The following is a 19,664-nucleotide window of genomic DNA, read 5'->3' on the forward strand; positions in this document are numbered from 1 at the left end:
TTTTTTTTGAAAAAGCTTTTAATGATAATGTTGGTAGTTGCCCTTGCCTTTGGATTAGTAGCTTGCAACTCGGAGACTAGTGGAGATGGGAAAGATGTGTATAAAATTGGTGCGATCTATTCGAAAACAGGTGATGGCAGCCCGCTTGGTGAACCTGAATGGAATGCTACAAAATTATTAGAAAAACAAATCAATGATGACGGTGGTATTAATGGTACCCCAGTAGAGATTATATTAGTGGATGATGAATCAACACCTGAAAAAGCGATGGAACAAATGAATCGACTGATCAACGATGAGAAGGTCCTAGCTGTACTTGGATCTACGACAAGTGGGGCAAGTCTAGCCATGAAAGGCATTGCAATGGATAATGAAGTTCCGATGGTATCCGCAGGTGCAGCGGTTGGTATCATTTCACCAGTGGAAGAATCAAAATGGGTGTTTAAAACCCCTCATTCTGATGCACATGCAGCCGAAAGAGTATATATGTATTTGCAAGAAGCAGGTATGAAGGAAGTAGCTATTTTAGCAGATTCAAATGCTTTCGGAGCAAGTGGTGTGGAGCAGTTGGAAGCTTTAACAAGTGAATACGGTATTGAAATTGTGGCGAATGAATCCTATAACACAGACGATGCAGATATGAAAACACAATTAACCAAAATCAACAGTTCCGGTGCAAAAGCATTGATTGTTTGGGGTACCAACCCTGGACCAGCTATTATTGCAAAAAACATGAAAGAGCTAGGGATGAATATTCCCTATATCGGAAGTCATGGGATTGCAAACCAATCCTTCATCAACCTGGCTGGTGATGCAGCAGAAGGTGTCGTGATTCCAACAGGTAAACTCCTATTCCCGACACAAATACCAGAAGATGATGCACAATTTGATGTTATTTCAAGCTTTTACGATAGTTATACAGCTGAATACGACGGAGAGCCAACCAACTTCGGTTCTTATGGGTACGATAACTTAATGTTAGTGGTAGAGGCATTAAAATCCGGCGCAACAGACAGAGAATCCATTCGTGATTACTTAGAGAATAATGTAAAAGATTATGTTGGCGCGACCGGTACTTTTACATTCAGTCCAGAAGACCATAATGGGTTAAAAGCGGATAGCATGGTACTTGCTGAAGTAAAGGATGGGAAATGGGTATTGAAAAAATAAAAATGGAATTCAGAAGGCTGACCCTTTGTTATGAGTCAGCCTTTTCTATAGATATGGAGGTGGAACAGTTGAACGAAGCAATTATGGAAAAGATATCTGCAGACCCCTTTGCAAAGCTTTTAGGGATACAAACTATAGAAATAGAAGAGGGAAAAGCGATTGTTTCCTTAAACATAAAGGAGAATATGCTGAATTTTCACGGTGCTGTAAATGGTGGTGTAATATTTTCCTTAGCGGATGTTGCTTTTGCCATTGCTAGTAACTCATACGGACAAACTGCGGTAGGCATTCATGTGACAATCAATTATATGAAGGCAGGGAGCTTTAAGGATACATTAACTGCAACAGCAGAAGAGGTATCGAAAAATCCCAAGCTTGGTCTTTATCGCATGACAGTCCGAAATCAAAATGGGGAATTATTAGCTACAGCGGATGGAATGGTATACCGTAAAAAAGAGCAGTTTGCGTGAGCGTCGGGAAAGGTATCAACATAAGCGTATAGAAATGATATTATGATAAAGAAAACAAGTAAAGTCACCTTCTCACTCGAGAGGTGACTTTACTTATTTATGCCAGCTCTACAAGCGATTCCTTCGCCTTCATCGGATAGCGCCAAGGCAAACTCCAGTGTGACTACCCAGAGATATTTAGTACAAGCGCCAATAACGATTTATTTCGTTTCTATTTAGGCAAATGATGGGAATGTGGGGGCTACCTATCACGGAAAGATTCAAGCCAACTTTATTCCACTATACCTGCTTCCTTTATCCTGCAATCCACTTTTACTTCATACTTGAGGTTATCATAAAATTGATTTAAATCTGTATGCTGAAAATTGCTTGAGTTGAATTTCAGGCCAAGTCCCATGGGATCCAGCTTTGTTTTCTGTATATTTTCCAGAAGGGAATAAACCTCTTTTTTTATTGTTTTTTCGGTTTCGTCCTGTATTTTTTTTACTTGGTCGAAAGTGAGCTTTAGTTGATCATCCATTTTCTCTTCGACGGTTGCATCCAGTTTAATATGAAAAACGGTTGAAATGATGTTGTTTTGCTCCTCTTTCACTCTGGTTTTTGTTTTACCATTCGAAATACTGATTGTATATGTACCATCTTTTGTACGAATGAGTGTACTGCCGTTCTTCATCCCTGCAGTCAAGAGGTTGTAAAGTTCCGTTTCTTTTGGATTAAGTTTAGATTCCATTCCTGTTTTGCTGAATAGGGCAATGGTATCAACGTGAATTTTTTCGCCTTGCACTTCAATGATGGGCATTGCAATATTCATGCCAGCTTCTGTCTCTCTCCTGAAGGCGTCAAATAGCGGTAATGCATGGACATAAGGGGAATCCGCACTGGTTTCCTCAAACAAGGAGTATAAATAACTGCCCGCTACTTGTTCTACATCAGGTTTAAACTCCAGGACCTGTTTGGAAGTCGGGACAGCGACACCTAAATAGGCAGTCCTTTGTATGTCAGCTCTTCTTACGAAGTAATCCAAAATGGGGCGAATATCTTTTTCAGCAACTTTTTCACCGATAAGGATGGTTTTAGTCTGTCCGTAGAATAGCTCCTTATCTGTCATGGATTTCATGCTTTTTAAGGCCTCAGAAATAGAATCAGCATCGGTTGATATGAGAGTGAATTCAGCTCCGGTTGTCGCTGGATCTCCTTTTGAAAGTGAAATTTTGAGCGTCACTTTATATTTTTTTTCCATGCTGTCAGACTCATCAATGCCAATTGCAGTGACAAAGGCGCGTTTATCAATATCCATAAATGAGCACCCAGTAAGGATAATAGGAAATAATATCAACGTAACAATTAGTGCTCTCACATTGCCTTTCTGGAAACCAAAAATAAAAGCACGATTAAGATTAGGTCCATAAAAATCCGGAAAACGAAGAAGAAAATGAAAAATCTCAAAAGGTTTATTTCGTCTAAATAATTCTGAGTTATAAAAGCTGAGATAACGATGATAAATATACCGACCCACTTCGTTTTCCCTCCGTAATCTTCTGTCATCATCTGAAGAAACTTCATTGACGAGTGATAAGTTAATACTAGATACATCAATGTAACGCCAATCAGGACTAGAATAAAAACTAACACGATTCTTTCCAGAAAAAAGTAGTTGATATGCATGCTATCTATGGTGGTTATCCATACATGGTTTTCCAGTCCTACTCCATTCAGTCCAAAATAACCTATGGGTATGAAATAGGAAGAAAAAAGAACAGCACAAGAAATGATCCATATGATGAATAGATGTTTCTTCGTAAAAGGAAGAATATGTTCACTATAGACCAATAAATTTGTAAATCCCGTAAATACAAATAATCCCGCTACAAGAGATTGCCATTTGGGAAAATGCTTGAAGTAAGTCAACGATTCTTTTATGGAATCCACTAATACCAAATCGTCTGTAAAAAACCTCAGCAGTACAAGGAGGAAGACGGGAGTAACAAATAAAATAGTAATTTCCAGCATGAACAAGAGGGATTTTGTTTCACTCAATATGGAAAATACGATTAATAGAAGAAAAAAATAATAGATAATAGATGAGTTCAGAGTCAGAAATTCCCCGATGATTTGCATAATGGAGGAAAGAAACAAGACGCCAGTTAAAATGCTGAGAATGTAATTCAAAGAAAGAAACGATTTTTTTAGCAAGCCTGGCAAGACTCTATTCAACATCCCTGAAATGTTTTGTCCCGGGAATTTCTTCATTTGGGCTTGAAATAAAAATAGTAGAAGCGATCCGGCCAGGGTGGATATGGCAAGACTCGTTAAACTGCCATTGTAGCGGTTTTTGTATAGAAACTGAGGGATAAAAGCTGCTAAGCTTACTAGTGCATTAATCGAAAACAAATATATGTAATAGCGTTGCCTTAGCATGAATATCCACCTACAATCAGTTATTAGCAAATAGCTGCATATACGGTCTACCTAGACTGCGTAAATTACATAGATAGGCAATAAGTGCAAAAGCGCCTATCAATACGCCGATCGATCCAAACAGACTTCCGAGAATAATTAAAGGATATCGGATGATCCTGATAGCCTGATGCATCGAATTTATCGGGATAACAAAAATCGAAAGTGCCACAGCAGCAATCACCACAATCATCACATTGCCAATCAAGCCAGCCTGGGATGCTGCCTGACCAAGTATCAGGCCACCTACCGTTGTGGCGGAAGAACTGATTGTTCTCGGTAAACGAATACTAGCTTCACTTAAAAATTCAGCCATCAGCATCATAAAGATAATCTCCGAGTAGGAAGGGAAGGGCACCGATATTCTGCTCCCGGCAATCAAGAGCGCAAATTGGACTTTCAGAATTTCCGGAGAGTAGGAAATCACTGCAACGTATAAAGCTGGAAAGAAAAGCGTAATCATCAGTGCGATATATCGAAGCGTAATAAAAAACTTTCCTACGAGTGGCAATTCTACTGGATCATCCATCGATTTGAAAAAATCAAAGAAGCTGGCTGGACCCAGTAAAGCCCATGAAGACCCTTCAATCAGAAAAACAATTTTCCCTTGGGACAGGTTCGTAACCACTCTGTCGGGGCGCTCCGTTGTCAAAAATAACGGAAAAGGGCACCACTTACTATCCATCAATAATTTCTGTAATTGACCCGCTGATTGCAGTATATCAACTTCAATGTTTTCCAGTTTATTATTCAGGTGCCGAAGAATATCCTGGTCACAGAGGTGATTATCATAAAGAACCATAAGTTTTGTTTTTGAATTTTTTCCTAATGTATGGTTTTTCGCGATCAATGTTTCTTTCCTGTACCGGTTGCGAATAACGTTTAAGGATGTACCTACTTTTTCGCTTAAGCCATCTTTAGGTCCTTGTAGAACACTTTCCTCAGTTGATTCTCCTAGTGATCGAACTTCAAAATTGTCGAGGTTGACAGCGTATCTGTCATCTTCTTGTAAGAGTAAGACAAATCCACTGAAAATCTTTTCAACTGCAATTTTTTCTTCTTTAACCATATCCCATTCTTCAAACGACTTTACATAATCTATAAATTCATTCATTCCGTCTATTTCATAAAAAGGTGAGATAACATGATCCGTTATTCTTTTTTCATCACAAAGTGATTTAAGATAATAGAGAGTGATTGTTAAAGTTCCTTTTTTCACTTCTCTCTGAACAAAATCATCATTTTCTTGCAAGTCTTTCAGTTTCATTAAATCACCTCTCAAAAATTTTTTCCTTAATATGAAAAATTATGCATTTTAAATTCGGTGTGCGGGACAAGTTCAGCTATAACCTGTATTTGTCATCTATTAACTTAGGGTCATTACATGCCATATAAAAAGTCACCTCCAAAATTGAAGGTGACTTTCTTTCACTTTTGTAATTTTTTTAATGGAAAATAATCACTCAAACTCCCTCGGATGGCGGCGGCGAAGTTCAGGTACGGCATGGCTTCTGCCAGTGGACTCCAAATGTTTCACATAGCGTTGAAGATTGCCTTTTGCATGGAACGGTCCGCCCTCTTTCATGACTGTCCATAGTGGGTCTACATCGTATGGCATGGTTTTCATCATCTGATCATTCCATTCATTAAGGTAATAGACGGCATCTTTACGAACTTGCAGATTTTCTTCTGCAACGTCATTCTGCTCGAAAGGATCATCCTTTAGATTGTATAGCATCTCGTCAGGGAACAGATGATATCCATCGTGGTATGTACGAATATACAGCCAATCTTTGAAACGAACACTTCGCTGGCAAACATGGGCACATTGTGAAATGACAAGGTATTCACGGGAACTGTCCTTCCCTTCTGTCAGTACAGGCGCGTAACTCTGTCCATCCCAGCTCTGAGACGGCTTTTTATTCAAAAGATCCGCCAAAGTTGGAAGGAGGTCAAGGTGATAGTGAAGACCTGTATCCACATGAGGTGTCGTCACCCCAGGCCAACGCATGATCATAGGAATGTGACAAGTCCCCTGATCTGCGGTGCCATGTTCACCATAAATACCAAGTTGCCCCATGTTCTCCCCGTGATCGGCAGTGATGATAATGACAAGGTCGTCCATCACGCCTTTACTTTCCAAGGCTTTAAACACGCGGCCGATATGTTCATCCATGTAGCGAATTCCAGAGTCGTACCCGTCGATCATTTTCCTTAGGCCCTCTTCATCCAGGATCTCACCGGGATGTTTCGGAAACTCGGGATTGGTTTTGTTATCATACATATTGATTTCACGCGCGCTGTGCGGCCCAACTTTTTCTTTATGCTGTTCCAAAACGTCCGTAGTCAGCCATTCAGGAAGCGGGTCGTTTTGGAATGGATTTTCAAAGTCTTCAGGTGTCCGATAAGGAGTATGCGGATCCCAATAGTTTACATAAAGGAACCAGTCGTCTTCTTCGGCGTTTTGATCAATCCATTTCAATAAATGTGGCGTGACTTCTTCTGCTGATTCCATGCCATTTTTCCCTGTATCGTGCATTTCGGAAAATCCAGCATAGAAAGTCCATTGAGAGTGTCTTTGTGGAAATGGACTGAAAAGTACCGTTTTCATTCCTGCTGAACGAAGAAAGGCAGGTAAACTTTCTCGTGATAACGTATCACTGAAATCTCTCGTTTCACCTTCGTGGCGGAAATCCCCTGCAGTGCCGCCATGTCCTACTATGCCGTTATGAATACCGAAACGGCCGGACATTAATGCAGCCCGCGACGGTGCACAAGGAGCATCAGTCGTGTAGTAATTTTCAAAGCGGACGCCTTCCGCTGCAATCGAATCGATATTCGGAGAAGTGTTACGATGGTACCCATAACAGCCTAAATGATCCGGACTCAATGAATCAAGATCCAAAAATAATACACGCATGTTCGTTCATCCTTTCTTTAAATAGGTGAATTTGAAAAATGGTCGGGCCTGTCCCCGGTGGCTCATGTTAAATAAATTTCATCTCTCCCCAATTCTCTACATCACTGATCAATTTGTGAAGTAATGTAAAGCCTTGCTCGAAGTCACGTAGGTGAGCAACTTCAACTGGAGAATGGGAATAGCGTCGTGCAAATGTTACCGCACCAGCGAGCACTCCTTCTCGTTCTAGATGAACGGCTGCCAAATCAGTGGTAGCTCCTGTCATAACAGCTAATTGATAGGGAATATCTAAGTCATTCGCATACTTCGTTAACAGCTTCTTAAACGATGGAGACATAATATTTCCACGAACAGAGCCACCAGCTAGAGCAGGGAATACGGGTCCTCTTCCAATTCCTACAGGATAGCCACTATTTAAGCTGTCTGGCGTATCTGCACAAGGAATGGTATCAAGCACAATCGCAAAATCCGGGTTAACTTTATAGGTCGCAACCTTCGCGCCACGTAATCCTACTTCCTCTTGAACGGCAATCACACCAACTAAAGTTCCGGAGAAATTTTTCTCCTCATATAGAGATTTAAATAGCTGAAGTAATAGTACACAGCATGAACGGTTATCAATTGCTTTCCCGCAGATTAAATCAGGATTGGAAAATTGTTCGATTTCACTCTTATATGTAATAGGGTCACCGATTTCAATGCCCATTTCACGAACCTCGGCTTTAGAACCCGCACCTACATCAACATATAACTCATAAATAGAAGGGATTCTTTTCCTTTCCTCAGGTGTTTGCAAGTGACCGGCTTTAACACCAACTACTCCAAAGTGACCATTTACGTTTACTTTTCGGCCAATCAGGAGCGATTCAATCACACCACCTGTCCGCTCCACTCGGATAAAGCCTCGTTCATCTATATCACGGACAACAAGGCCAATTTCATCGGAATGTGCAGAAACCATCACAGTTGGTCCTGGATTTGTTCCATGTAGATAAGCATAGATATTCCCCATGTGATCCACTTCTACCTCATCAGCAAACTCGTTAAACCAATCTGCTAATACCTTCACAACCTTCATTTCCTGTCCGGGAGTCCCCTGAATCTCGGCTAACTCTTTTAACTGATCTAGAAATTCCTGTTTTTCCACAAATTCATCTCCCTTCAAAATAATATCTATTATACCATAATACTGAATATTTAGATTTGGTAGAAAAATAGGGCGGCATAAAGATGAAGGATGTAACCACTTAGAATTAGCCTTTTGGCTTTGGTCCGTAAAAAAGGCTTCAGCCTCAGAGAGAACCACCCTCTCACCCACTGGTGGCTTTTTGTTACGCTTAAATCAAATTGGCAAAAAAAGTCGAATTATATATATTTAATACTATATAATACTAATAAGGATTTAAATTCCAATTAAGGAAGTATAGCATCTTAACAAGGAGGGGATTTCATGTATTCAGTGGAAATCAGGCATGATGGATTACATAAGTATCGCCATATCAAAGGAAACGATAAGTATGTGGTTGAGCAAAAAGCTCATATTCAAATGAGACAGTGGGAAGAAATGTGGCAGAAAAAACAGGAAGCAGAGAAGAAAAAACGCGAGCGAGCAACTGCTGCAATGGAAAAAGCTCAGAAGAAGGCACTGGCAGAACAGCAAACATTAGAAGCTTTAGAACAGCTTGAGATAATTAATAACACTCTCTTACATACTTTAGATATAGATGATGAAATCGATTGGGATTCGTTAAAGGATCATTCAAAATTCACCAAATCAAAGCCTAGAAGCCCTAATGCTCCAATATATCCTTTGGAGCCGGTGAAGGAATCTTTTGAGCCCAGTTTCGGATTATTAGATAGGATATTTTCTTCGAGTAAACAGAAGAAAATACAGGCTTCTGATAAGTTGTTTGAGGATGCAATGAATAAATGGAAAAACGAAACGGATAGGTTAAAAGTAAAGCATGAGAAAGAAGTCGAAGTCTATGGAGAGCAATTAAAGAAATGGAATGAGATGCGTGATATTCACGAATCAATGAAGAAAGAGAAAAACGATGCTATCGAAAAGAAAAAGGAACAGTATTTTGCCGGGGAAAGTGAATCGATTATGGAATACTGTGACATGGTATTATCAAATTCAGTCTATCCAGACTATTTTCCACAGGAATTTGATATTGACTATAACCCTAATAACCGCACATTAATCGTTGAATATAACCTACCGGATCTTTCGGAGCTTCCAACCCTTAAAGAGGTAAAATATATTGCTACAAGAGATGAGTACAAAGAATCAGCTATTACGGAAGCTGCACTTAGAAAGATGTATGACAAGCTGCTATATGACATTACTTTACGCACCATACATGAACTCTTTGAAGCAGATGCCATTGATGCGATAGATTCCATCGTATTTAACGGATGGGTCACCTCTGTAAATAGGGCTACAGGTAAAAGCGAGGAAGCGTGTATTTTATCTGTACAAACAACGAAAGAAGAATTTATGGAAATCAACTTAAAACTGGTGGATTCAAAAACCTGTTTTAAAAATCTAAAAGGTATTGGTAGTAGCAAACTGTTCAGTCTTACACCAATTGCCCCAATACTAAAAATTAATAGGGAAGATGTTCGTTTTGTCGATTCGTATAATGTAGCCGGGAATATTGACGAAGGAACCAATTTGGCTGCAATGGACTGGCAGGATTTTGAGCATTTGATTAGAGAACTTTTTGAAAAAGAATTCAATAGTTCCGGGGGCGAAGTAAGAATTACAAGGGCCAGCAAAGATGGTGGAGTGGATGCCGTCGCATTTGACCCTGATCCTATTAGAGGTGGGAAAATTGTTATTCAGGCGAAGAGATATACTAACGTCGTAGGTGTCTCTGCCGTTCGAGATTTATATGGTACAGTCATGAACGAAGGCGCAACCAAAGGAATCCTAGTCTCAACAGCGGATTTTGGCCCAGATGCCTACAGTTTTGCAAAGGATAAACCTCTCTTTTTATTAAATGGAAACAACCTTTTACACTTGCTTCACAAACATGGACACCAAGCCAAAATTGATTTAAAAGAGGCTAAGCTGTTAATGAAGGATAAATGATAAAAAAATGAAGAAAGTCACCTAACATTATGGATAGATGACTTTCTTTGTTATTAAGACTGCCCTACAAACGCACCCTTTACCTGCTTCGCATAACGCCAAGCATAATCAAACTCCAACGTCACAACGCCGTTAATATCTATGAAACTAACAAGTCCATATTCCCTCGTCAAGAAGCGGTTGCGCTCAATGGCATGGCCGACAAGTTCCTTGTTATTCTGCACATCCTTGATAACAACCGTACTATCACCAAGCTCCACCTCATAGGATTCAGTCCCATCACTGTACGTCCCGATAAAGTCCTGCCAGTCAGACGGATTTGGTGTATACGCCAGTTCAAACTCCGGACATGCCTTCGTATCCACGACGATGCATCTATCCCCATGATTTGCAGTTAGAGGAGGGAAGCCGACAGAGAAGACATTGTTGCCGTTCTCGTCCTGGGCACTGAAGATGTCGCTTGTTTGTCTTTTCAATTCATAGCTATTTTCACGATGCTTCATGAAAAGTTTCCCGGATAGCTCAGAGATCTCGAACAGTCCGTGGTAGCTGTGGAGGTAGGTCCCTTCATAGACTTTACCGTCGATTTCATCCGTTAATATAGCCTGTGGGGAAGGTTCCATATTCGCCGCCTCATCCTTCAGCAGCTCGTCCACGATCTCATAGCCTGCCTGGAAGATATTCTCCCCGTTCGCAAGCGCGATGACCGCGATCCCTTTTTCCGGAACAAGGATGAACTGGCTGGAATACTGGTAGCTGTACTGGCCATAATGCCAGAAGCGCTCGATGGCGCCCTTCGTCTCCTTGAAGAAAGTGATGCCGCAGCCGCCATCATTCGTCGTATACCACTTGCTCTGCTGCGTTCTCATCTCCTGGATCGACGTAGCGGAAAGAATCTGCTTCCCATTGAACATCCCATCCTGCAGATGCATCAGCGCAAAATTGGTCAGGTCCTTAATGGAAGAGAACGCATAATAGGACGGATAGCTCGCACTGTTATCAAAGAACTGCTTCGCGACCGTGAGATTTCCCTCCGCATCCCGGTCATGAGGCAGCGCCAACGGCTGGGTCATCGCCCGCAACGGATGATAGGTCGTCTGCGTCATCTCAAGCGGATCAAACAACATCTCCTGCATCAGATCCGCAAACTTCACACCCGTCACCGTCTCTGCCACAAACCCCGCAATATTCAGTGCATGATTCCCATACGAATAAGCACTCCCAGGCGCAAACAGCACCGGCAGCGTCGGAACCACCTCTCTCATATAATCATGGAGGCCCGATTCCTTATAAAAGAAACTCACATCCCCCCCAGTAGGAAGGCCGGAAGAATGCGTCACCAGCATACGAATCGTTATTTCTTTTGAGCGCTCTGCATCAGCTGTAACAAACCATGGGACATAATGCTGAACAGGCTTGTCCAGATCGATCAGCCCTTTTTCCACGAGCATCATAATCACTGTGCCGGTGAAAAGCTTGCTGACAGAGGCGATGCGGAAGAGCGTGTACTCTGTGACAGGAGTTGCCCAGTCTTCTATGTTTGTCTTGCCGTAGCCTTGGGAGAGGGTGATCTCGTTGTTTTGGATGATTGCAAAGGCTGCGGCGGGTAGGTAGTTGGATTGGATTGAGTTTTGAATTATTTTATTGATGTTTTCTTGTGATGTTGCCATAGAGTAATTGCTCCTTTTATTTTCATCATGCCCTTTATTAATTCTGTCCGGTGTACGAGATATCCTTCTATTCCTACTATTAATGATCTAGTGGATTACATCTAGTTTCTATTTATTATTGCTATAATCCCTTCTCCAAACACTTCCGCTTTTTTAGGTCCAATACCCTCAATTTCTAATAGAGCTTTTATAGTACGAGGCTTCAGCTCAAGAATTGCATCTAAAGTTTTGTTAGTGTAGATATAGTATGGCTTTACATCGAGCTCCCTGGCACGAGTTCTACGATATTCCATTAAAAGAGATCGTAGGTCATCCGTTTTTACTTTTACAGGCTCTGAAACTTTGTGGGATTCTTGGAATCTATCATTATTCTTTGTCTGTAAAATTGATAGGATGTCATGTCCGTAATCATCTGCTTTTTTCTGACCAATGCCCTCAACTTCTAGTAATTGTTCAATGGTTTGTGGCATTTTCTCAAGAAGGAAATCCAAGGATCTGTTGCTGAAAATATGATAGGGCATTACTTCTAATTTTTTTGCTTTTTGGGTGCGGTATTCAGTCAGCAAACTTTTAATATTGGTATTTTCATTAGGTTTAGGGGATACTTCTTTCTCAAAAGTAGTTGCTATAAACTGGGATGCTCCAACTTCCACGTTATCCAACAGATACTCCTGATCATTAAATGGTTTCTGTTGGCTGCCCTCCAAGATTCCATCCGCAATCTTATAGACGAGTGAAGCATGCATTTCGACTGGAGAGCTTTTCTTCATTTCCGCCTTTAAAAAAGCACTTATTTGATCATGACGGATGACACAGTCCTTAATAGGGGATGGAGCATTTTTAGAAATCTCCAGGATAGTCTTTGGATTGGCAAAAGTAACAGCATATCTGATAGGACATTTCTTTATAATCCCTTTAGCCTTTAAGTATCTCTCGAGTATTGCCACATGTCTTTCCACCTGGTTGATGGGACTATACATTCCCTCTTTATTTACCATTCTATTATTCTTCCTGATTACACGTTGGAATTCACCCTTATCCGTCACAAGAATATCCCCAAACAGCTTCTTTACCTCAAGCACAAGAATGAACTTAGGAGTGACGATAACAAAATCCATCTGAGCTTGATAATCCTCGAACTCCAGATATACATCATGCAGAATAAGCATGGGAACCATGGAGTTCTTCAATTCAAACATCACACTTTTCTCACCTGTATGGCCAATGGAAAACAATTTAAGGTGGTTTTCCACCTTTTTATAGTCCACAAGGGGATTGCTGCTTTCTGAGAGACTTGTCAGGTTTTCTAAAAGATTGGATTTTTCGTTGAAATCTTTATGTACTATAGGTTGTTTAATTACTCGGTTATCTTTTAAACCGTTAATTACATTTTTTAAAAAGGACATGGTTTACCTCGCAAAGTAGTATTTGTTTTACAGTGGTAGTTTTGTCACATTATGTAATTTGATTATAGCAGATAAAGTTGTTCGAATTGGATGAAATTGTAGATTTCGCAAAATCAAGAGATGAACTATATCCATAAAGATTGGGGAAAAAGGAAATCATCAATAGGGAGGTTGAAATTAAATTGAAATAGGATTATATTTTATCAGATAAGGTCAAAGATGGAGTTGATTTGATGAACGTTGAAATGGATTTTGTTTCTGATTGGCAAGACATAATGATCGACGATATGACCACGGATGGGCTTCAGTTTTCAAGTACAATGCCAAAAGACTCGTTAGTGATCCGCTACTTCACTTACTTGAGGAAGAAAGGAGGACAAACGCCCCGCCCTCGTCGTGTACATCGATCTAATGAATTTGTATGCCCTCCTGAACTATTGACTGGACTTAATCAGTTAGTGGATTTACTAGAGAACGGACAAGATATATCTCCGTACCTTAGTAAACAAATTGATAATATATCTGCTATAGATGGGATGTTTAATGACTGGGGAGTACTGCATCTTCATCTTGGGGATCGACCTGATGCAAGAGATGGACGGTTTATTGTGAGAACAGGCCCACTATTATTTCTATATTTAATGAAAGATGATGCATATTTAATAAATGTACACGAACATGGTGACTGGGCAGATAAATCAATCCTTCAAACAGTGCAAGATAACTGGCCCGATCTAATAAAACCATATGTTTTAAAAGGAGTAATTGGGCTAAGCCACCAGTATACAGAAGAACAACATGCAGACTTTAGAAACGCAGGTGTAGCAGTAATTCTCGAGTTGAAGGACGTCAATGGAGATACTCTTGTGATAGCTCCACCCGGTCTGGGGATCACAACGTCAAGAGATGCTATGCAGGACGTGCGGACCTATCAAGGACAGGTTAAAGAGTTACGTAAAATAGAGGACTACGTTCTTGAAAATGATTGCTTGTTTCAAGAAACTTTTAACGGAAATACACCAGACCCCCTATGTCTGAAACTTGTACATGAAGATGAAAAGTGGAGTGTTATTGAGCAATCAACCGGAGCAAGGTTCCAGCTATCATAAGAGTATCTGGGGTACATCATTAGAATTGCGGATAATTAATCAAGCTAAAGATACTTTAATGAACGCATTGATCCAAGTAGGATTAATGCTTCTTTTTATTAAAGTTAAGGGTGAGATTAAATATGTTGGACATCAATATTATCCGTTAATTGATTGGGGATTGATGGAAAAATATTTATATTAAATCTTTGTAGGTGAAAATAATGAAATATAAAAAACAGCATTATATTCCACAATCTTATCTGGAGAGTTGGTGTGATTCAAACATCCCAGAGGGATATGATGAATACGTTTGGATGTTTAGCGCTGATGGAGAATCTGTCACAAGGAAAAATCCAAAAAATATATTTTTTGAATCAGATATGTATACCATTGTTGATGAAAATGGGAATCGAATTTTAGATATTGAACATGGGCTGTCAGGTCTTGAAGGAAAATTCGCTTCAATAAGGGACAATAAATTAGCTTTCCAACAGAAACTTTCATTAGAAGAGAGATACTACATATTAATTTTCGTTGCAGCGATTCATAACCGAACAGTAGCAATTAAAGATCATTTGTCTTCAGAGTGGGGAAAAGTTTTAGAGTTAGGAATTATGCTGAGACAATCCTATGAGAAGAGAACTCCTGAGCATAGGAAAGCCATGGAATCTATTGGTTCGTTAAATAAGGATGGTCCTTCTTTTACTTTAGATGAAGTGGGAAAATTGCATCAAGAACCAATACAGACAATTATGATACCAAGGATCAATGCAGAATTTAACCAATATAAAAAAATGCATCTATCCATTTTGAATACTGATGATGAAGTTGGATTTATTACTTCTGACAATCCTTGTGTCTGGTTTGACCCAGAAGCTTATAAAAGACCACCATTTTATCGCTTCGTTGGATTGGGAAAGAGAAGTGTTGAAGTTACATTGCCCATATCACCGAAACAAGCAATATTAATTTCGCATACACCTTTACCATTGTATTTAAACGCGGATATGAGGATGGTAGATAGCATCAATAGAAAAACGAGGTTTCATGCTGACAAGTATTACGTTGTAAAAAAGAATTATAGAAATGATTTTTGGTTCAAAGTTTTAGAACCTCCTAAATAAGAAATTTAAAGACCACTGTAATGTAGGACGGTTCCGGTTGCTTCCTGGGCTATAAATATCGAAATATCGACTTTCCTATAGGTTGCACAAATGGGATTCATAATTGGCGCAAGTGTCACTAAATCATGAGTGATTTTGAGCAATTAAATGTACCTTCATTAACAAGGTGCTTACCATTAAGACGGGTAGATCATTTGTTATGTTCGTAGATGGCAAGGATCTGGAGTGAATATTAGAAAAATTACCCTATGTAATGTTGAAGAAACATCTGGAACCGTCCCCGATGCTTATCATTGATTGCGTAGGCATGGACGGAAAGAAATACCGCTGGAATGGGTAGAACAAAAGCTCAAGCTACAAGGAGGAACACTCGGGCCGATCCAGATTGCTACAAAAGCTGTGCGGAAAGCAGGGACACTGCAAAATACGATGGGTTGTACAATATGTTTCCACTTCGGTCGTTCTTTGCGCGGAACATTAAAATTAGAATGGGGCAGGCTCCGGCACGTCATTATATGCCGTATTTGTATAAGCAGATAAGGGATGGGAGGGTTGATCCGAGGAAAATTATTACGGATAGGTTGCCTTTGGATGAGGCGGCGCATGGGTATCGGATTTTTAATGAGATGGAGGATGGGTGTGTGAAGGTGGTGTTGAAGGTTTGAGGCTTGCGCATAGTCAAGTAGTTTAATGGGGCAGTATAGTTGCATAAAGTAAAGAGGTTTTATTGGGAATATTTTAGGATGTATTTGGGAGAACCTTACCATAAATAACGGTAAACTCTTAGGTTTACAAAATCTAAATTGCTGACACCACTGTTTAGGTTATATCTGCTAGATTAAAGACCATCAGATTTTATTAAACTAATGAGAAAGTAATTAAGGAATTAAATTAATTCCTTAATTACTTTTTTTCTTTTTCAATGACAATTGATTATATAGGTTATTTTACACAAGGCAAGATTATACTTTTTGTGGAAAATTGTGGAGGTTATTAGTGGATTATGTCGAATAAGTATATTGAACCAATTGTATTTACCTACTACTTTATTGTTGGAGGATATTTTAATGAAGCAATTAACTATGAGAGCAAAGAATTTAATTTATAAATTTGAGGTCAGTCATCCACATTTAAAAACAGAAAAAACAGGAATGACATTAAATTATGAGGATGGAAAGTACAGGCAGTCTGAATTGGTGCGCATAATAAGAGATACTGTAGTACATTTTGCTTTAACAAAAAGAGAAATTCAGAAATATAAAGAAGATGATGACTTTGGTGAGATGCAAAGAAAAGCTTGGGAACGGATTTCAAAAGCTCACAAAAATTCTAAAGGTGATTATGGGGAACTATTATTGTTTATAATTCTCAGTATTTTCTTTCCAGCGGAAAAGTTTGTTACTAAAGTTAGACTAAGAAGTTCGATGAAGGACCAGATCAAAGGTTTTGATTGTGCACACTTTTCTATAGAAAATGATGAAGTGATTTTGTGGTTAGGTGAAGCAAAATTCCACAAACAATTTAGTGGTGCAATTACAGATGCAATAAAGTCAGTGAATGAGCATTGTAATATTGATTATCTAAAAGATGAAATCAGTATTCTTGCATCTAACATTGAAATTAATGAGACCTTTCAGGGGTATGAAAAAATTAATAATGTACTTAATGGCGGGGTTACCTTAGATAAAATTAAAATTAGGATACCTGTTTTATTGACATACGATTGTAAATTAATCCCTAACCATACGAATATAGAAGATGCAAAGTTCGTTAATGAGATGGGTAAAGATTTTATTTCCAAATATCAAAATATTGATACCCATGTGCTTACCTTGAAACCTAATATTGAAGTTCTATTTATTATACTACCCTTTGAATCTGTCAGTAATATAAAGTCGGAAATTGAAAAACTGGAGGCGGCAATGCGATGACTTTCATTAATGGAGAAAGGGTAGAAATGAGTAAAGAGTTACTAAAAAAATTAAAAGAAAATGATCCACTTTCTAATAATGAGTATAAGTTCTTACTTGAAACGGCTTATTATTTATTTTCTTCTAATAAAGATGAAGTATATAATCTAGGCTTATCAATCATTTGCCATGTTGCTGAGGCAAAACCGCAAGATGCCTTTATTCATCAATTATTGTTTGATTGCATTATTGAATCAAGGGTCTTTTTATATCATGAAATGTATAAGAAGATAGATACCAAATATAAAGAAAATATCGAACACAGTTTGATAGATAACTTTAGTGAATCATTTTATACACTAAAAACTGGTACAATATTAACACGTGACCAAATGCGGTTATTTAAAGATTTTCAGAAAAATAGAAGATTGGTAGTAAGTGCTCCAACATCATTTGGGAAATCAAGAATAGTTTCTGAAATAATAATTCATAACTCATATAATAATATTGCAATTGTTTTACCTACCATAGCATTATTAAATGAAACTTATTTGAACTTCAGAAAAATTCCAGCAATTCGAGATAGGTATAGATTAATTAATACATTGACTCAAGAATTTAATGAAAATGGAAACATTTTTATACTAACACCGGAAAAAATGGACTTATTGTTAGACCAACATCCAAAACTCAAGGTTGATTTTTTTACAATGGATGAAATTTATAAAATTCAAGACGATGAAGAAAGAAAACATGTATTTACTCATTGTCTTTATCGACTATCAAAAATGGCAATTGATTTTTATCTAATAGGTCCATACTTTCAAAAATTTAGCAATAAGTTTCTTGAGAGGACAAATGCTAAATTTAATAGGTATTCTGCAGAGATTGTTCAGAAAGACACAATTGATATATCTAATTTGGAATATCAAAGCGAATATGTAATATCTAAAAATAAATTTAAGAAGTTAAAAGATAATGATAGAAACCTAATTAATATAACAAATAAAATTGATGGTCAAACTCTTGTATATTTGGGGAGAAAAGATACGGTTGAAACGAGAGCAAGAAAGCTAGCTGAGAAGCGAGATGTTGTAAATAAAAAAAGTGATCTCATTGACTACATAAAGACAACTATTGATGAAGATTGGTCCCTTGTTAATTGTCTTAGAAAAGGTATTGCATTTCACCATAGTGCAATACCCAAATACATACAATCTGAAATAGTTGACGCCTTTAATAATGGTATTATTGACATTCTTGTTTGTACATCTACTCTTACTGAAGGGGTTAATACCTCAGCTAAAAATATTGTAATATACTCTAATAGTAAGGGTACTAATATGTTGTCAGGATTCGATGTGAAAAATATAAAGGGAAGAGCAGGAAGATTCCTTTCACATTTCATTGGAAGGGTTATTGCATTAGAACCAATATCCAAAGAAGAAGAGAAGGGAACAATTGAGTTTAGTTATTATGATAATGAGAATCTTTCAGCTGAAGAAATTATACAAGTTGATAAGACTGATTTGAGTAAAGGGAATTTGGATAAAAGAAATGAGACGGAAAGAAATTTAGATAGTTGGAAAATTCCATTAGAATTAATTCGGAAAAATAAATTTATACCCATACATTTTCAGTATTCATTAATCAATTTTTTACGTAATAATACAAGTTATTTAGACAACTTGTTATTTTCATCACATTATCCTAAAAAAGAACAGTTAAATACTATAATGGATTTATGTTACTCACATTTGTTTAACGAATCTGATAGAAATAATAGGAGTTTCTCGATAGGGAATTTAAAGAGGTTAACAAATTTTTATGTATACAATAACCCATCTATTAAAGAGATAATAAAAACACAAAACGGAGAAAAAACAGATACAAAAGTACGACTAGCTTTTTCATTAATTAGTAGATACTTTGAGTTTGCGTTGCCTAAGTATTTCTCGGCTTTTGAAGTATTATTTAATCATGTTTATTTTGAAAACCATAACACTAAAGATGCAATTAGTTTAAAGGCTTTAATTACAAAATTAGAGTTCGGTTCAACAGAAAAACACGAAATCGCATTAAAAGAAGCGGGGGTCCCAGTTGGAATTATAAAAAAAATATCAAGTGGGCTTGAAGATTGTGATAACATTGATAAGATAAAAGCAAAGTTAATTTTGAACCCCAACCTCACAGGTAACTTATCTGATTATGAAAAAGCTATTTTAAGTAAGTACGTTTAAATAATTGGAAAGTAGAAAATTTGGCATCAGACCTATTAATTCCTATATTTAAATAAAATTAGAAAATATTGAATGATTTGTTTGTTATTTACGTGAAAAAACCGAAATA

The 19,664-nt window shown here is 38.1% G+C and carries 15 protein-coding genes and 1 pseudogene; 9 read left to right on the top strand and 7 right to left on the bottom strand.

The genetic code is table 11. From position 1 onward, the window contains the following. Positions 1 to 6 precede the first annotated feature (6 nt). Both ACQCT5_RS02415 and ACQCT5_RS02420 read left to right on the top strand, forming a co-directional pair. Entirely contained in the window at positions 7 to 1,170 is a 1,164-nt protein-coding gene (locus ACQCT5_RS02415; RefSeq protein ID WP_499638639.1) for an ABC transporter substrate-binding protein, read from the top strand. 68 nt (positions 1,171 to 1,238) lie between these two features. Next, entirely contained in the window at positions 1,239 to 1,640 is a 402-nt protein-coding gene (locus ACQCT5_RS02420; RefSeq protein ID WP_499638641.1) for a hotdog fold thioesterase, read from the top strand. 271 nt (positions 1,641 to 1,911) lie between these two features. On the opposite strand, the gene ACQCT5_RS02425 is transcribed toward ACQCT5_RS02420, so the two are convergent. From ACQCT5_RS02425 to ACQCT5_RS02445, 5 genes are all read right to left on the bottom strand, one after another. Then, positions 1,912 to 2,997 (bottom strand): Ger(x)C family spore germination protein, encoded by a 1,086-nt coding sequence (locus tag ACQCT5_RS02425; RefSeq protein ID WP_499638643.1) that lies wholly within the window; start codon positions 2,995 to 2,997, stop codon positions 1,912 to 1,914. Then, positions 2,994 to 4,058 (bottom strand): hypothetical protein, encoded by a 1,065-nt coding sequence (locus ACQCT5_RS02430; protein ID WP_499638645.1) that lies wholly within the window; start codon positions 4,056 to 4,058, stop codon positions 2,994 to 2,996. The genes ACQCT5_RS02425 and ACQCT5_RS02430 overlap by 4 nt, the downstream gene beginning before the upstream one ends. Before the next feature lie 16 nt (positions 4,059 to 4,074). Beyond that, positions 4,075 to 5,364 carry a spore germination protein gene (locus ACQCT5_RS02435; RefSeq protein WP_499638647.1) on the bottom strand — a complete coding sequence of 430 codons (1,290 nt, stop codon included), beginning with the start codon at positions 5,362 to 5,364 and terminating at the stop codon, positions 4,075 to 4,077. Between the two features lie 192 nt (positions 5,365 to 5,556). Further along, positions 5,557 to 7,017: a sulfatase family protein gene (locus ACQCT5_RS02440; RefSeq protein WP_499638649.1), complete on the bottom strand. Its 1,461-nt coding sequence runs from the start codon at positions 7,015 to 7,017 to the stop codon at positions 5,557 to 5,559. A 67-nt stretch (positions 7,018 to 7,084) separates the two neighbouring features. Next, the gene (locus tag ACQCT5_RS02445) at positions 7,085 to 8,164 is read right to left on the bottom strand and encodes a M42 family metallopeptidase (protein WP_499638651.1); all 1,080 of its coding nucleotides are present in this window, start codon (positions 8,162 to 8,164) and stop codon (positions 7,085 to 7,087) included. A gap of 372 nt (positions 8,165 to 8,536) precedes the next feature. Here ACQCT5_RS02445 and ACQCT5_RS02450 point away from each other — a divergent pair, with 372 nt between their 5' ends. Continuing rightward, complete coding sequence (locus ACQCT5_RS02450; protein WP_499638653.1) at positions 8,537 to 10,114, top strand: restriction endonuclease; 1,578 nt, start codon at positions 8,537 to 8,539, stop codon at positions 10,112 to 10,114. Positions 10,115 to 10,167: 53 nt separating this feature from the next. Here ACQCT5_RS02450 and ACQCT5_RS02455 read toward each other — a convergent pair whose 3' ends face one another. Both ACQCT5_RS02455 and ACQCT5_RS02460 read right to left on the bottom strand, forming a co-directional pair. Beyond that, entirely contained in the window at positions 10,168 to 11,784 is a 1,617-nt protein-coding gene (locus tag ACQCT5_RS02455) for a serine hydrolase domain-containing protein (protein ID WP_499638655.1), read from the bottom strand. Positions 11,785 to 11,885: 101 nt separating this feature from the next. Then, on the bottom strand, positions 11,886 to 13,190 hold the full coding sequence (locus ACQCT5_RS02460; RefSeq protein ID WP_499638656.1) for an HRDC domain-containing protein: 1,305 nt from the start codon (positions 13,188 to 13,190) through the stop codon (positions 11,886 to 11,888). A gap of 233 nt (positions 13,191 to 13,423) precedes the next feature. Here ACQCT5_RS02460 and ACQCT5_RS02465 point away from each other — a divergent pair, with 233 nt between their 5' ends. The 6 genes and pseudogenes from ACQCT5_RS02465 to ACQCT5_RS02490 all read left to right on the top strand — a co-directional run bounded on the left by ACQCT5_RS02465 (position 13,424) and on the right by ACQCT5_RS02490 (position 19,555). Next, complete coding sequence (locus ACQCT5_RS02465) at positions 13,424 to 14,299, top strand: hypothetical protein (protein ID WP_499638657.1); 876 nt, start codon at positions 13,424 to 13,426, stop codon at positions 14,297 to 14,299. Then, a complete protein-coding gene (locus tag ACQCT5_RS02470; RefSeq protein ID WP_499638659.1) occupies positions 14,262 to 14,483 on the top strand; it encodes a hypothetical protein in 222 nt (73 codons plus the stop codon). Before ACQCT5_RS02465 ends, ACQCT5_RS02470 begins: the two co-directional genes overlap by 38 nt. 19 nt (positions 14,484 to 14,502) lie before the next feature. After that, entirely contained in the window at positions 14,503 to 15,405 is a 903-nt protein-coding gene (locus ACQCT5_RS02475) for a DUF4238 domain-containing protein (RefSeq protein ID WP_499638661.1), read from the top strand. 286 nt (positions 15,406 to 15,691) lie between these two features. Next, positions 15,692 to 16,070 (top strand): annotated as a pseudogene (locus ACQCT5_RS02480) (glutathione-dependent formaldehyde dehydrogenase); the annotation flags it as partial. 402 nt (positions 16,071 to 16,472) lie between these two features. Continuing rightward, complete coding sequence (locus ACQCT5_RS02485) at positions 16,473 to 17,336, top strand: HamA C-terminal domain-containing protein (RefSeq protein WP_499638663.1); 864 nt, start codon at positions 16,473 to 16,475, stop codon at positions 17,334 to 17,336. Continuing rightward, positions 17,333 to 19,555 carry a DEAD/DEAH box helicase gene (locus tag ACQCT5_RS02490; protein ID WP_499638665.1) on the top strand — a complete coding sequence of 741 codons (2,223 nt, stop codon included), beginning with the start codon at positions 17,333 to 17,335 and terminating at the stop codon, positions 19,553 to 19,555. The genes ACQCT5_RS02485 and ACQCT5_RS02490 overlap by 4 nt, the downstream gene beginning before the upstream one ends. Positions 19,556 to 19,664 lie beyond the last annotated feature (109 nt).

This window comes from Sutcliffiella halmapala, from assembly GCF_050107295.1.
Lineage (GTDB): Bacteria > Bacillota > Bacilli > Bacillales > Bacillaceae_I > Sutcliffiella_A > Sutcliffiella_A halmapala_A.

What these genes read in the sequence shown, in the direction of transcription:
- ACQCT5_RS02430 (WP_499638645.1), bottom strand. Translation starts at nt 4,058, where the DNA reads ATGCTAAGGCAACGCTATTACATATATTTGTTTTCGATTAATGCACTA.
- ACQCT5_RS02435 (WP_499638647.1), bottom strand. Translation starts at nt 5,364, where the DNA reads ATGAAACTGAAAGACTTGCAAGAAAATGATGATTTTGTTCAGAGAGAA.
- ACQCT5_RS02440 (WP_499638649.1), bottom strand. Translation starts at nt 7,017, where the DNA reads ATGCGTGTATTATTTTTGGATCTTGATTCATTGAGTCCGGATCATTTA.
- ACQCT5_RS02455 (WP_499638655.1), bottom strand. Translation starts at nt 11,784, where the DNA reads ATGGCAACATCACAAGAAAACATCAATAAAATAATTCAAAACTCAATC.
- ACQCT5_RS02460 (WP_499638656.1), bottom strand. Translation starts at nt 13,190, where the DNA reads ATGTCCTTTTTAAAAAATGTAATTAACGGTTTAAAAGATAACCGAGTA.
- ACQCT5_RS02465 (WP_499638657.1), top strand. Translation starts at nt 13,424, where the DNA reads ATGAACGTTGAAATGGATTTTGTTTCTGATTGGCAAGACATAATGATC.
- ACQCT5_RS02475 (WP_499638661.1), top strand. Translation starts at nt 14,503, where the DNA reads ATGAAATATAAAAAACAGCATTATATTCCACAATCTTATCTGGAGAGT.
- ACQCT5_RS02485 (WP_499638663.1), top strand. Translation starts at nt 16,473, where the DNA reads ATGAAGCAATTAACTATGAGAGCAAAGAATTTAATTTATAAATTTGAG.
- ACQCT5_RS02490 (WP_499638665.1), top strand. Translation starts at nt 17,333, where the DNA reads ATGACTTTCATTAATGGAGAAAGGGTAGAAATGAGTAAAGAGTTACTA.